The sequence below is a fragment of the Solidesulfovibrio fructosivorans JJ] genome (assembly GCF_000179555.1).
Lineage (GTDB): Bacteria > Desulfobacterota > Desulfovibrionia > Desulfovibrionales > Desulfovibrionaceae > Solidesulfovibrio > Solidesulfovibrio fructosivorans.
This window is the reverse complement of sequence record NZ_AECZ01000009.1, coordinates 101,980-115,256: the sequence shown is the minus strand read 5'-3', so window position 1 is coordinate 115,256 and position 13,277 is coordinate 101,980. Positions and strand designations below refer to the sequence as shown.

General features: G+C 64.6%; 13 protein-coding genes. 7 read left to right on the top strand and 6 right to left on the bottom strand.

The window, feature by feature from the left end; all coding sequences use genetic code 11:
- Window positions 1-4: 4 nt before the first annotated feature.
- Together DESFRDRAFT_RS08435 and ald are read right to left on the bottom strand one after the other, a co-directional pair.
- Entirely contained in the window at window positions 5-1,171 is a 1,167-nt protein-coding gene (locus tag DESFRDRAFT_RS08435; RefSeq protein WP_005992996.1) for an ABC transporter substrate-binding protein, read from the bottom strand.
- 180 nt (window positions 1,172-1,351) lie between these two features.
- Entirely contained in the window at window positions 1,352-2,458 is a 1,107-nt protein-coding gene (gene ald / locus DESFRDRAFT_RS08430; RefSeq protein ID WP_005992994.1) for an alanine dehydrogenase, read from the bottom strand.
- Between the two features lie 236 nt (window positions 2,459-2,694).
- Between ald and purU the strand changes: the two genes are divergently transcribed.
- On the top strand, window positions 2,695-3,552 hold the full coding sequence (gene purU / locus DESFRDRAFT_RS08425) for a formyltetrahydrofolate deformylase (RefSeq protein ID WP_005992993.1): 858 nt from the start codon (window positions 2,695-2,697) through the stop codon (window positions 3,550-3,552).
- A 15-nt stretch (window positions 3,553-3,567) separates the two neighbouring features.
- On the opposite strand, the gene DESFRDRAFT_RS08420 is transcribed toward purU, so the two are convergent.
- Window positions 3,568-4,359 (bottom strand): tetratricopeptide repeat protein, encoded by a 792-nt coding sequence (locus tag DESFRDRAFT_RS08420; protein WP_005992992.1) that lies wholly within the window; start codon window positions 4,357-4,359, stop codon window positions 3,568-3,570.
- A gap of 502 nt (window positions 4,360-4,861) precedes the next feature.
- On the opposite strand from DESFRDRAFT_RS08420, the gene DESFRDRAFT_RS08415 reads away from it, so the two are divergent.
- From DESFRDRAFT_RS08415 to DESFRDRAFT_RS08395, 5 genes are all read left to right on the top strand, one after another.
- Window positions 4,862-5,140: an RNA recognition motif domain-containing protein gene (locus DESFRDRAFT_RS08415; protein ID WP_005992990.1), complete on the top strand. Its 279-nt coding sequence runs from the start codon at window positions 4,862-4,864 to the stop codon at window positions 5,138-5,140.
- A gap of 121 nt (window positions 5,141-5,261) precedes the next feature.
- A complete protein-coding gene (locus DESFRDRAFT_RS08410; protein ID WP_005992988.1) occupies window positions 5,262-6,641 on the top strand; it encodes a protoporphyrinogen/coproporphyrinogen oxidase in 1,380 nt (459 codons plus the stop codon).
- Window positions 6,642-6,833: 192 nt separating this feature from the next.
- A complete protein-coding gene (locus DESFRDRAFT_RS08405; RefSeq protein ID WP_005992986.1) occupies window positions 6,834-7,910 on the top strand; it encodes a M24 family metallopeptidase in 1,077 nt (358 codons plus the stop codon).
- Entirely contained in the window at window positions 7,907-8,212 is a 306-nt protein-coding gene (locus tag DESFRDRAFT_RS08400) for a DUF4911 domain-containing protein (RefSeq protein WP_005992984.1), read from the top strand. Before DESFRDRAFT_RS08405 ends, DESFRDRAFT_RS08400 begins: the two co-directional genes overlap by 4 nt.
- A 63-nt stretch (window positions 8,213-8,275) precedes the next feature.
- The gene (locus tag DESFRDRAFT_RS08395; RefSeq protein ID WP_005992983.1) at window positions 8,276-9,016 is read left to right on the top strand and encodes a response regulator; all 741 of its coding nucleotides are present in this window, start codon (window positions 8,276-8,278) and stop codon (window positions 9,014-9,016) included.
- A gap of 172 nt (window positions 9,017-9,188) precedes the next feature.
- On the opposite strand, the gene DESFRDRAFT_RS08390 is transcribed toward DESFRDRAFT_RS08395, so the two are convergent.
- The 3 genes from DESFRDRAFT_RS08390 to DESFRDRAFT_RS08380 all read right to left on the bottom strand — a co-directional run bounded on the left by DESFRDRAFT_RS08390 (window position 9,189) and on the right by DESFRDRAFT_RS08380 (window position 11,552).
- Window positions 9,189-9,563 (bottom strand): response regulator transcription factor, encoded by a 375-nt coding sequence (locus DESFRDRAFT_RS08390; RefSeq protein ID WP_005992981.1) that lies wholly within the window; start codon window positions 9,561-9,563, stop codon window positions 9,189-9,191.
- A gap of 148 nt (window positions 9,564-9,711) precedes the next feature.
- The gene (locus tag DESFRDRAFT_RS08385) at window positions 9,712-10,353 is read right to left on the bottom strand and encodes a hypothetical protein (RefSeq protein ID WP_005992979.1); all 642 of its coding nucleotides are present in this window, start codon (window positions 10,351-10,353) and stop codon (window positions 9,712-9,714) included.
- A 74-nt stretch (window positions 10,354-10,427) separates the two neighbouring features.
- Window positions 10,428-11,552, bottom strand: coding sequence for a radical SAM/SPASM domain-containing protein (locus tag DESFRDRAFT_RS08380; RefSeq protein ID WP_005992977.1), 1,125 nt, complete (start codon window positions 11,550-11,552; stop codon window positions 10,428-10,430).
- Between the two features lie 269 nt (window positions 11,553-11,821).
- Between DESFRDRAFT_RS08380 and DESFRDRAFT_RS08375 the strand changes: the two genes are divergently transcribed.
- Window positions 11,822-13,255 (top strand): anion permease, encoded by a 1,434-nt coding sequence (locus DESFRDRAFT_RS08375; protein ID WP_005992975.1) that lies wholly within the window; start codon window positions 11,822-11,824, stop codon window positions 13,253-13,255.
- The last annotated feature ends 22 nt before the right edge of the window (window positions 13,256-13,277 follow it).

Below are 13,277 nucleotides of genomic sequence, written 5' to 3'. Positions count from 1 at the left end.
GATGCTACGGGCAGACGGACTTGTAGAAGGCGAACTTGCCGTTGTCGTCGATCTTGACCACCACGGCGCACTTGATGGGATCGTGGGGGCCGGTGGCGGGATAGGACATATTGCCGGTGATGCCTTCGAACTTCTTGATGCCGGCCATGGCCTTCATGAGGGCCTCGCGGTCCTTGGCCATATCGCCGGTGATGGCGGGCATGGCCTTGACGCCGTCGAGCATCAGGTTGGCGCCGTCCCAGGTCAGGGCCGCGACGTCGTCGGGGGTCTTGTTGTAGAGCTTGGTGTACTCGTCGATGAATTCCTTGGTCTTGCCCTTGGCGCCGGCGGCGGCGTAGTGGGTGACGAAGAAGTAGCCCTTGCAGTCATCGCCGCAAAGGCCCATCAGATCGCCCGAGCCCCAGGAATCGCTGCCCATGATGGGCTTGTCGAAACCAAGCGACTTGGCCTGCTTCACGATCAGCGGCACCTCGTTGTAGTACTGGGGCACGAAGAGCACGTCCGCGCCGGACTTGGCGATGTTGGTCAGCTGGGCCGAGAAGTCCACGTCCTTGGTGGTGAAGGTCTCGAAAGCGACAACCGAGCCGGGGCCGTGGATCTTTTCGAAGGCGGCCTTGAAGTCCTCGGCCAGGCCCTTGGGATAGTCGGAAGCGATGTCGTAGAGCACGGCGGCCTTCTTGGCCTTGAATTCCTCGGTGGCGAACTTGGCCGCCGTGGGACCCTGGAAGGTGTCGAGGAAGCAGCCGCGGAAGACGTAGGGGCGATCCTTGGTGGTATTGGGGTTGGTGGACCAGGGGGCCATCATCGGGGCCTTGAGGTCGTTGGAGGCCTCGGCGGCGGGCACGGCCTGCTTGCTGGACTGCGGGCCGACGATGCCGAGCACGTCGTCCTGGGTGATGAGCTTGCGCGCGGCGGACAGGGCGGACTCGGCCTTGGACTCGTTGTCCTCGTAGACGAATTCCACCAGATATTTCTTGCCGCCGACGGTGATGCCGCCGGCATCGTTGATCTTCTTTTTGAGCATCTCGGCGGCGTTCTTCGAGGACTCGCCCACGTCCGGGATGTCGCCGGTCAGCGGGATGTTGAACCCGAGTTTGATGGTGTCTGCGGCCCGGACCGGAGCGGCTGCCACGAGCACGAGAAAAAGGGCAATGAGCCAAGACCTTTTCATGAACGCCTCCTGTTTGCAGTCAATTTCAACAACTTACACGAAAAATTTCGGTTCCGTTTGAAATACATGAACTTCAGGGCGAAGGGAATCCCCTTCGGACATCAAACCACATTTTTGTGAAATTTTGCAGGGGGGAAGGGACCGTCCGCAACATCCCTCCCCCACTGGATTATTCCGAAATCAGGCCAGCGCCTCGGACACCCGGGTCAACGGCATATCGAAGGCCTCGGCCACGCCGGCGAAGGTCAGCTTGCCTTCGTAGGTGTTGAGGCCCTTGGCCAGGGCGGCGTCCTCGCGCAGGGCGCCCACGCCCTTGGCCGCGAGCTTCAGGGCATAGGGCAGGGTCTGGTTGCACAGGGCGAAGGTGGAGGTGCGCGGCACCGCGCCGGGCATGTTGGCCACGCCGTAGTGCACCACGCCGTCGATGACGTAGGTCGGAACGGCGTGGGTGGTGGCCTTGATGGTTTCCACGCAGCCGCCCTGGTCCACGGCCACGTCCACGATGACCGAGCCGGGCTTCATGGTGGGCAGCATGTCGCGGGTGACCAGGTGCGGGGCCTTGGCGCCGGGGATGAGCACCGCGCCGATGAGCAGGTCGGCGTAGGTGACGGCCTTGCGGATGTTGGCCTCGTTGCTGGCCACGGTGACCACGCGGCCCTGGTAGATGTCGTCGAGATACTGGAGCCGGGCGTGGTTGACGTCGAGGACGGTGACCTGGGCGCCCATGCCCACGGCGATCTTGCAGGCGTTGGCGCCGACCACGCCCGCGCCGACGATGACCACCGAAGCCTGGGGCACGCCGGGCACGCCGCCAAGCAGGATGCCGCGCCCGCCCTGGGATTTCTCCAGGGCGTGGGAGCCGACCTGGGGAGCCATGCGGCCGGCGACTTCGCTCATGGGGACCAGAAGCGGCAGCGCGCCGCTGTCGAGCTGCACCGTCTCGTAGGCCACGCCGATGGTGCCCGCGCCGAGCAGGGCCTCGGTCAGCGGCCGGTCGGCGGCCAGATGCAGGTAGGTGAAAAGGAGCAAGTCCTTGCGCAGGAACTTGTACTCGCCGGCGATGGGCTCCTTGACCTTGATGACCATTTCCGCGCCCCAGGCCTCGGCCGCGCTGACCAGGGAAGCCCCGGCGGCGGCGTACTGCTCGTCGGGCAGGGCGGAACCCAGACCGGCTCCGGCCTCGACCAGCACCTTGTGACCGCGCCGCACAAGGGTTTCCACTGCACCGGGAGTCATGGCGACCCGATTTTCCAGCGTTTTGATTTCCTTGGGGATACCGATGATCATACACCTACCTCATTGGGTACTTTTTTTAAAAGTTGGGCTTCCCTTCGGTCATGGCGCGCTCGAAGCGGGGGCGCGCTCGACAAGGACGCCCATCCGTAAACGAATTTTCGAAAAATGACAATATTGTCCGAATAATCTTTGGACAAAGTCGACTGGCCTCAAAAACCGTTCTGGGTTATGGCCTTTCCCCCGGTGATCAGCCGCCGGCAAGAATATTCGGAAAGGATCCCGTCACCATGACCCACACCGCCCGTTTGCGCATCACCTGCCCCGACCGCCCCGGCATCGTTTCGGCCGTCACCACCTTCCTGCACGCCCATGGGGCCAATATTGTCGATCTCGACCAGCATTCCACGGACCCCGAGGGGGGAACGTTTTTCATGCGGCTCGAATTTTACACGCCTTATATGGACATGTCGCGCCCGGCCCTGGAGTCGTCCTTCGGCGAGGTTGTGGGAACGCCGTTTTGCATGGACTGGCGGCTGTCGTATTCCGACGTGAAAAAGCGCGCGGTGATCCTGGTTTCGCGCCACGACCACTGCCTGATGGAGCTTTTGTGGCGGCATGCCCGGGGCGAGCTGCCTTGCGAGGTGGCCATGGTCATCAGCAACCACGAGGACGCGCGGACGAGCGTGGAGAGTTTCGGCGTACCGTTTTCCTGCGTGCCGGTCGGCGACGGCGGCATGCCCGAGGCCGAGGCGCGCATGGCCGAGCTGCTCGGCGACGCCACGGACCTGGTCGTGCTGGCCCGGTACATGCGGGTCCTGTCGGCGGATTTTCTGCGGCCCTACGACACCCGGGTCATCAACATCCACCATTCGTTTTTGCCGGCCTTCGTCGGGGCCGATCCGTACCGGCAGGCACACGAGCGCGGGGTCAAGCTGATCGGGGCCACGGCCCATTACGTCACGGCCGAGCTGGACGCCGGGCCGATCATCGAGCAGGACACGGCCCGGGTGACGCACCGGTTTTCGGTGGCCGACCTCAAGGCCACGGGGAGCGAGCTGGAGCGCACGGTGCTGGCCCGGGCGGTCAAGTGGCACCTGGAGGACCGGGTCATCGTTTTCGGCAACAAGACGGTGGTGTTTCGGTAGGGCGGCGACGGGCGGTCAGCCGGCGTCCGTTGCCGTCGGTGCGGCCGGCGGCGCGGCCGGGGGCGCGGGGACGGTTCTTTTCTCCGCCGCCGCCCTCAGCTTTTTGGCGATGAGGAAGCCGGGATTGATGGCCAGGCATTTGCCGGCCTCGGTGGCGGCGGCCGCGAACTCGCCCAGTTCGAAAAGCACCCGCCCCAGGTTGAAATGCAGGTTCTCGTCAGCCTCGGATACGGTCAGCGCCTTGGCATAGTAGACCTTGGCCATGTCCAGGAGCCCATGCTTGCGCATGCGGATGCCGAATTCATTGAACAGAAATTTGTTCTCCGGCCCGAAGGCCAGCTCGATGGACATGATCTTCTCGAAGATCTCCCCCGCCTCCACCATCTTGCCGGCCGCGAGATAGGCATTGCCCAGGCCGAAAATCGCCCGCAGGTTCTCCGCGTCGTATTCCAGGGCCTTCTGGAAGGACTTCTCGGCCTTGTCCATGCGCCCGGCTTCGAGATGCTTCTCACCCTTTTCGAGCTCGGCAAGCATCTCGTCCATGCGCGGCTTGACCTGATTGTAATAGATCAGCGGCTCGGGCTTGAACTTCTCCAGAAACTCCGGTTCGGACACCGAGGTCTTCTCGCCGCTCGGCACGCTGTTGGCGTTTAAAGCCTGCACCGAAATACCGGCCTCCGGCGTCTTCTCCGCGTAATAATAGAGCACGCGCTCGCTTGCCTGGGTGGTCCCGCCGAAACCTGTCTTGTAGGATTCCCGCTGGGAAACCGCCACGGCGAACCGCTCGGCCTGCAACGCTTCGGCCATTTCCACCTCCACTCCACCACTGTGAAAGGCTCCTCGCCGCGCCTTCGCGCTTACACTATTTTCCGTCGCCCGGCATCCGGCGAAATCCCTACCAAGCTGTTTATCGGAAAACATATTCGGGCGATTGAAAATAAACCAAGTATTATTTCAAGGGGAAACGACGAATACGAACAATTTTTTCTTGCCCCCTATTTCGGGTTCCGATATCGTTTGACATCTTCGCTCAAACCCGTGCGGTCACCTCGCCCGTGGCAGGATACGGCGGCGCGGCAATTTGCGCGAATGGCTCGCTGGGGAGTCAATACAGAGTGCGCGCCGACTGTTTGCCATTACCCTCCCGTTGTCGAACCCGACGGATGCACTCCAACTATCGGGCCATTCCGGCCGTACGGCCGATGGGATCGTCCTGGGAAGGAGCGTAGCCGGCGGTTTGTTGCCAGACGGACCTCCGTACACGCTTCGCGTTCGCATTTGACGTCAACCGTTTGGGAGTCCGTGTCTCATGTCCAAGAACATCTATGTTGGCAACCTGCCCTTCCGCACCACCGAGGAAAGCGTCCGTGATCTGTTCGCCCAATACGGCGAAGTTCAATCCGTTAAACTGATTTCCGACCGCGAGACCGGCAAACCGCGCGGCTTCGGATTCGTGGAGATGGATGACGACGCCGCCGCCGACGAGGCGATCCGGTCGCTCGACGGGACGGAGTTCGAGGGCCGCAGCCTCAAGGTCAACGAGGCCAAGCCCCGCGCCCCCAGGCCCCCGCGTCGTCCGGCCTGGTAGTCCCCCCCCCACAGCAACCTTTTTCCCGGGGCCGTCAGCTGGCAGGCGGCCCCGGGTTTCTTTTTTCCCGACCTCTGGCCCCATTCTTGCTATTCATGCGACACCCCCACAGGAGGCCTGCATGCGCGTCAAATATCTGATCATCGGGGCCGGTCCCACCGGGCTCGGCGCCGCCTGGCAGTTGCACCAAAGCGGCGAAAACGACTTTCTCGTCCTCGAACGCCATCCCTACGTCGGCGGACTGTCCGCCAGTTTCACCGACAACGCGGGGTTCACCTGGGACGTGGGCGGCCATGTGGTCTTTTCCCACTACCCGGCCTTCGACACCCTCCTCGAGGACCTCCTCGGCGACGACGTGCTCAAGCACCAGCGCGAATCCTGGATCCGCGTGGCCGGCACCTTCGTGCCCTACCCCTTCCAGAACAATATCCGCCGCCTGCCGCCCGAACTCGCCTGGGAATGCGTGGAAGGGCTGCTCGCGGCCGGGCGGGCCGCCGCCGCCGATACCTACAAGACGCCGCCGGCCCATTTCCGGGAGTGGATCGACCGGGTGTTCGGCCCGGGCATCGCCCGGCTCTTCATGGTGCCCTACAACTTCAAGGTCTGGGCCCATCCGGGCGAACTCATGTCCCACCGCTGGATCGGCGAACGCGTGTCCGTGGTGGACGCCGACCGGGTGATCAAAAACATCATCCTCGGCCAGGACGACGTGGCCTGGGGTCCCAACAACACGTTTTCCTTCCCGCTTCACGGCGGCACCGGCGAAATCTACCGCCGCCTGGCCGCGCGCTTTTCCGACCGTGTGCGCTGCGGCGACGGCGCGGCCCGGCTCGACGCCGCCGCCAAGACCCTGCGTACCGCCTCCGGCGACACCGTGGTCTACGACCACCTGCTTTCCACCATGGCCCTCGACCGGCTGGTCGTGGACGTGCTGGAAGGCGCGACCCCGGCTATGATCGCCGCCGCCGGCCGGCTCAAGCACAGCGGCTCGGCCATCCACGGCCTGGGATTTAACGGCGCGCCGCCCGATCCCCGCTGCTGGATGTATTTTCCCGAATCCGACTGCCCCTTCTACCGGGTCACCAATTTCCACAACTATTCCTACAACAACACCCCGGACCCGGACGGGCCGCGCCCCCGCAAGCGGGCGATCATGACCGAAACGAGCTACTCCGAACACAAACCCGAGAATCTGGACGACCTGACCGGGCGCACCGTGGACGGCCTCGCCGCCACCACCCTCATCGCTCCGGACGACCGCGACCGCCTCGTCTCCACCTGGGAAATGCGCGTGGACTACGCCTACCCCATCCCCTGCCTGGAGCGCGACGCCGCGCTAGCCGTCATCCAGCCGGAACTCGAGGCCCGGGGCGTGTTCTCCCGGGGACGCTTCGGCGGCTGGAAATACGAGGTCGGCAACATGGACCATTCCTTCATGCAGGGCGCGCAGTGGGCCGACCGGATGCTCACCGGCGCCCCGGAAACGGTGTATACGCTGTAAGGGACCGTTCCAGGGGGCAACGGTCCTCACCGCTCTTTCCAATGTGTTTGCAACAAAGACAAAGTATTATACACAGCTCCCGCCTTGTTATAAACTTTAGGAAGGGGAGAGCGCGAGAGGGGATAACCCTTTTTAAAGGGTTTCCCCTCTCGCATCCTCTTCGCCCTCTTCCTTAAGGAGCAACGTTTCACCGTGATTACGACCATCCCCCCCTACGCGGCCCGGCGCGACCGGTTGCGCCAGCGCCTGGCGGAAATGGGGCACCGCGCCCTGCTCGTCACCCATGCGGCCAATCGCTACTATTTGAGCGGCTTCGAGCTGCACGACCCCCAATGCAACGAATCGGCCGGCTGGCTGTGCGTGACGGCCGACGGCCACGACGCGCTTTTCACCGACGCCCGCTACCGCGACGCGGCGCTACGCCTCTGGCCGGCCAGGGATTTGTGCATCTACGGCAGCAACCGCTTCGCCACCATCGCCTCGTTTCTGGCCCAGCGCGGCATCACCCAGGCCGCCTTCGAGGCCACGGCCATCTCCTTCGACACCCACGCCAAGCTGGCCGAGCACATGCGGCTCACCCCGGTCACCGGGGCGGTGGAGCCGCTGCGCCTGATCAAGGACGCGGACGAGATCGCCCGCATGCGCCGCTCGGCAGCCGTCAACCACGCCGTCATGGAGCGCCTGCCCGAAGTGCTGACGCCCGGCCGCACCGAGGCGCAAGCCGCCTGGGAAATCGAAAAGCTCTTCCGGGAATTCGGGGCCAGCGAACTGGCCTTTTCCTCCATCGTGGCCGTCGACGCCAACGCGGCCCTGCCCCACGCCATACCGGGCGACACCGTCATCACCGACGGCTGCATGGTGCTGATCGACGTGGGCGGCCGGCGCGACGACTATTGCTCGGACCAGACCCGCACCGTATGGGTGGGCGACAATCCTCCCGAACGCTTCCGGACCATGCTCGAGCGGGTCCAGGAGGCCCAGGCCGCCGCATTGGCCGGACTGCGGCCGGGACTGCCCTTTCGCGACGCCTATGCCCTGGCCCGGGACGTCTTCGTCAAGGCCGGGGTGGCCGACCGTTTCACCCATTCCCTGGGCCACGGCGTCGGCCTGGAAACCCACGAAGGGCCGAGCCTCAATCCGGCCTCGCGGGGCGTTCTGGAACCGGGCATGGTGGTCACGGTGGAGCCGGGGCTCTACTACCCCGAATGGGGCGGGGCGCGTTGGGAACATATGGCGCTTATCACCGAAGACGGCTGCGAGACGCTGTGAAGCGCCGCCGTCGCCGCCAGCCCCCCTACCGCCCGGCCACGGCCTCGGCCCGCCTGTACGTGCGCCTGGACGCGCGCCATGTGGCCCTGCTCAAGTTTCTGCTCGAGGCCGAGGATAATCTGGCCCTGCCCACGGTGGTCGACCGATTCGCCGCCGTGGTGCGCCTCGCCTACGCGCCGCAGGCGGCCGCCCGGGTGGAAGGGTTCGTGCGCGACCTGACCGCCATGTGCCCGGAAGCCACGGTCTGCCTGCGGCCAAACTCGCCTTTCCCATTGCCAACCGGGCGCGCCTCCTCTACATAGTACGCCAATAAGGGTTTGAAGCCAGGCCGGCTCACGGACACAACTGCAACAGGCGGCGTGCCCATGCCTTCCGTATCCGCGCCACCGCGCATCCTGCTGGTGGACGACAATGCCGACAATCTGGTTCTGATGCGGCTTTTCCTCGACAGCGACTACCGCATCGACGAAGCCGCCAACGGCCGCGAGGCGGTGGACCGGTTCGCCGCCGCGACCTACGACCTCGTTCTCATGGACCTGGAAATGCCCGTTCTCGACGGCCACGACGCCACCCGGGCCATCCGGGCCCTGGAGTCGCGGGAAAACCGGCCCCCCACGCCCATCCTGGTCCTCACCGCCCACTCCCTGGACGAGCAGCGGGACCGCTGCCGGGAGGCCGGCTGCTCGGACTTTCTGGTCAAGCCGGTGCGCAAGGCCGCCATCCTGGCCGCGTTGCGGCGATTCCTCGGCCGCGACACGGCGGCCCCCGACACGCCGGTTTCCGCGCCCGACCGGGCCGCCGAACCGGCCGCGTGCCCCCTCCTTGTGGACAGGGAACGCCTGCGCCAACTGCTGCCGCTTTTTTTCGACACCGCCGCAAAGACCCTGGAGGCGGCGCGCCTGGCCCTGGACCAGGGCGATCTGGAAGCCGCGCGCCGGCAGGGACACAAGCTCAAGGGATCGGCGCTGTCCTACGGATTCGAGGAAATCGGATTGGCGGCCAAGGACCTGGAATTGGCCGGCGAGGCGGGCGACGCGCCCCACGCCGCGACCGCCCTGGACCGGACCGCGCGGCTGTTGCAAGAAGCCGGGGGGAAACTTTTCTGAAGAAAAGTTTCCCCCCAGGCCCCCCTTCCAAAGACTTTTAACGGTTACGGAGCGTTACCGTTAGAACATCCCTAACCGTAAAAAGTTTTTGGGAAGGGAGAGCGCGAGAGGGGAACCCTTTTTCCAAAAAGGGTTCCCCTCTCGCACTGTCTTTTCCTAACTTCTTGGGATGCTACGCAGCCAAGCCGATGAGGGCTTCGACTTTTTCCAGCAGGGTTTCGGAGCTGAAGGGTTTTTGCAGCACGTCGTCGGCGCCGAAGATGGTGGCGTGGCCCAGCAGGTCCATGCCGACCTTGGCCGAGCCGCCGGAGATGGCCATAACCTTGCACGTCCGGCAGGTCTCGCGCAGCACCTGCAAGACCTCCAGCCCGTCCATCTCCGGCATGAAGATGTCGAGCACCACGAGGTCGGCCGGCTGCCCGGACAGGGACTGCATGGCCAGCTTGCCGTCGGCGGCCTCCATGACCACGTAGCCCGCGCCTTCCAGGTACAGCCGGATGAGCGCCCGGATACTCGGGTCGTCGTCCACGACCAGTACGGTTTTCACGAGCTGCCTCCCGGGTGATGCCGTGCCGCGTACGGCGCATGGCGTGAAAAGGATACCGCGTATTGTATAGAAACGAGGCGCGCCGCCGTCAAGCAAGGGCGCGATCCGACCGTCCACACCAGGAGAGAAAAGGGAGCCGGCGCGGGGCTCAGGTGAAATCGTACATGTCGAGCAGACGGCCGTCGGCGCTCACAAGCAGCGGGTCGATCATGTTCTTGCCCCGCGATTCGCCGGTTTCCATGGACAGCGTCCGTCCGTCGTAGGTCATGCCGGTGATGACCGTTTCCTCGCAATAGAGGTCGGCAAGCCGGTCGATATGGATGGCCAGCTTTTCCGGATCAAAAGGGCCCTCGACGTCATCCAGGGTGAAAACCATTTCCCCCTTGTCCACCGAGCCGAACAGGCACAGCACCTCGTCCTCGGCCAGACGCGCGGTGTAGTCCGCCAGTTTCGGCCGCTCCTCGACCACGGGAACCCCGACCGAGGTGATCGTCTCGGCCGCGTCGCCAAGGGTCAGCCGCAAGCCCAGCCCATGCTCGTAGACCGCGCCGGTGCGGTGGTAGAATTTCGGCGCGGCCAGCCAGCCGTGCCAGGGCAGCCCCTGGTCCTCGGCATATTTCGCCGCCAGCCGTTCGTCGAAATAGAGCACGCCCCGGAAGCAGTTGTTCGCGAAATAGGGCGTGTTGTTCTTGCCCCAGCAGTGCCGGTAGATCCGCTGCACGAAGGCGCGGGGCAGCGAGGTCACAATGATCTGGTCGATATCGCCGCGGGTGGTGATGACAAGGGCCATAGCGGTGCGCCTCCGGGGGGTTGCGGGTTGCCGGAGACCCTACATCCGGCGCGGCTTTTGGGCAACCCGGCGGCCTATTGTCCGTGCGCGCCGGGTGCCTCTCCGGGAAAGGAAAACCAGGGCAGATCGTCCGTGACGCCCTGGTCGCGCAAAATGGCCGCCACCAGCCCGGGATCGACCACGGTCAGAAGCGGCTTTATGTGTTCCGAAACGTTGGCCAGGCATTGGGTGCAAAAGGGATGCGCCGGGGCAAAGGCGTCGAAGGCGGCCCGTATGCGCGACATGGACGGCCCGAGCCAGAATTCGCGCAGGTCCGTCTCCGCCGTGATCCGCCCGGCCGTGGCCCGGGCCGTGGGGTCGCAACAGCAAAAGGCCGCCGTGCCGTCGGCCTGGATCGAAAGCATGGTGTGGCAGGAGTCGCAATACCCGCGCGGCGCGGCGGTCGATTCCAGGGGAACGAAGGCGTCGTAGCTGTTGGGCATGATCTTGGTCGGCTGGACCTGGATGACGGTCTCCCCGTCCGCGAAAAGCACCAGAGGCCTTCGCGCGGCGATGTCCTCCCGCCTGAAGTCCGGCGCGGCCGCGTCATCCAGGCCGAGCAGCGCGGCGAGTTCACGCGTCTTGGCCACGATCCCGTCCACATCGCCGATGGCCTTGGAATAGTCCACCCCGTCCCTGAAGATGCCGTAATCGGCGATCTGCACGGCGATCGTACCGGACACGCGACGGCGGATGCGGTGGCGCAAAAAGCCCAGGATCTTCTCCCGGTAGGCGGCAAAGGACAGCCGCGCCCCGCGCAGGGCAAAATCCTCCGGCGTGGCGCTGTAGCTTAAAAGCAGGCGCATGGGCAGGTCGTAGGCGCTTTTCCTGATGGCCAATCCGTTGGTGGCGCAGGAAAAAAGCTGCCCTCCGGCCGCGACATGGGCGATCACCCGCTCCACTTCGGGATGCAGGAACGGCTCGTAGGTCTGGCCGAAGGAAAAGGGCCAGTCGTTGGCCAGGCACTGGTCCACGATACGCCGGGCCAGGGCCGTATCCATGTTGCGGTGCTCCCGGCGGACGTTTCGGGTCGAGCAGTAGGCGCAGGCCAGATTGCAATGCCCGGTCAGGGCAATGAAGACCGTGGGGCGCTTAAGACACGCCTCCCGCCGACATCTGTAACGCGGGTCGTCGATCAACCTTCTTTTGAGGTTTTCCATACATTCTTCCTTACGCTCCCCGGAGGAACCAAATGCAGTTCCCCGACGTCCCGTCGCCGTTTTACCGGAAAACGCCTTGCCGTCCCAGGGTAAAAAACCGTTCCCACACCCCGGGCCGGCGTGCTTCGCCGCCTATTCGCCCCGCTTGTCGCGATTTTGCTAACCACATGCCATAATCAGATTGTATCAACAGGATGGACCCGTTATCATGGAACCATCCTCCCGAATGATCGGATTCGGGTGCCCCAGCCAACACAAGGAGGCTCCCCGTGAAGTTGCCCCTTAAAGCCCTGCTCCCCGTGGTCGTCGGTCTGGCGCTGGCCGCCCTGCCGGTTCCGGCCGGTCTGGCTCCGTATGCCTGGCACTATTTCGCCATTTTCGCCGCCGTGGTGGTGGGGCTCGTGTTCGAGCCGATTCCGGCGGCGGCCATCGGCGTCATGGGCGTGACCCTGGCCGCGCTGTTCCGGCTGGTGCCTGTCAAGCCGCCGACCCCGCCCACGACGTCGCAAGCCATCAGCTGGGCTCTGTCGGGTTTTTCCAACGGCACGGTCTGGCTGATCTTCATCGCCTTCATGTTCGCCCTGGGCTACGAAAAAACCGGCCTCGGCCGGCGCATTTCCCTGACGCTCATCAAGGTGCTCGGCAAAAAGACCCTGGGACTCGGCTACGCCGTGGCCTGCGCCGACGCCGTCCTGGCCCCGTTCATGCCCTCCAACACGGCCCGAAGCGGCGGCACCATCTTTCCCATCATCAAGAACATCCCGCCGCTGTACGGCTCCACCCCGGACAACGAGCCGCGCAAGATCGGCTCCTACATCATGTGGGTGGCCCTGGCCACGACCTGCGTGACCAGCTCGCTGTTCCTCACCGGGCTGGCCCCAAACCTGCTCGCCGTGTCCGTGATCGAAAAAACGGCCAACATCCGCCTGGACTGGACCACCTGGTTCGTGGCCATCGCGCCGGTGGGCATCATCCTTTTCCTGGCCGTGCCGCTTTTGTCCTACTTCATCTACCCGCCGACCCAGAAGGAAAGCGCCGACGCCCCGATCTGGGCCGGCAAGGAACTCGAGGCCATGGGCCCGATCAGCCGCAAAGAGCTGACCATGGCCGGGCTGGCGCTTTTCGCCCTGCTGTTGTGGATATTCGGCGGCAAGTTCCTCAATTCCACCACCACGGCCTTCATCGCCCTGTGCCTGATGCTCCTTTTCAAGGTCATCACCTGGGACGACCTGCTCGCCAACAAGCAGGCCTGGAACGTGCTCATGTGGTTCGCCACCCTGGTGGCCCTGGCCGGGGGGCTCGCCAAGACGGGCTTTCTCACCTGGTTCGCCCAGGGCGTGGCCGCGCACCTGGCCGGCTACTCCCTGACCACGGTCATGGTGGCGCTGGTGGTGGTCTTTTTCGCCATCCATTACATCTTCGCCAGCGTCACGGCCCACGTCACGGCGCTGATGGCGGTGTTCCTCACGGCCGCGGCGGCGGTGCCGGGGATGAACATGAAGGTCATGGCGCTCATGCTCGGCACAAGCCTCGGCATCATGGGCATCCTGACGCCGTTCGCCACCGGCCCCTCGCCCATCTACTACGGCAGCGGCTACATCCCGGCCAAGGACTTCTGGCGGCTGGGATTCATCTTCGGCCTGATCTTCCTGGGCGTGTTCCTGGCCGTCGGCATCCCCTGGATGCTGACCATGGGTGGATAAGAGCTGGGGGGAACCCTTTCTG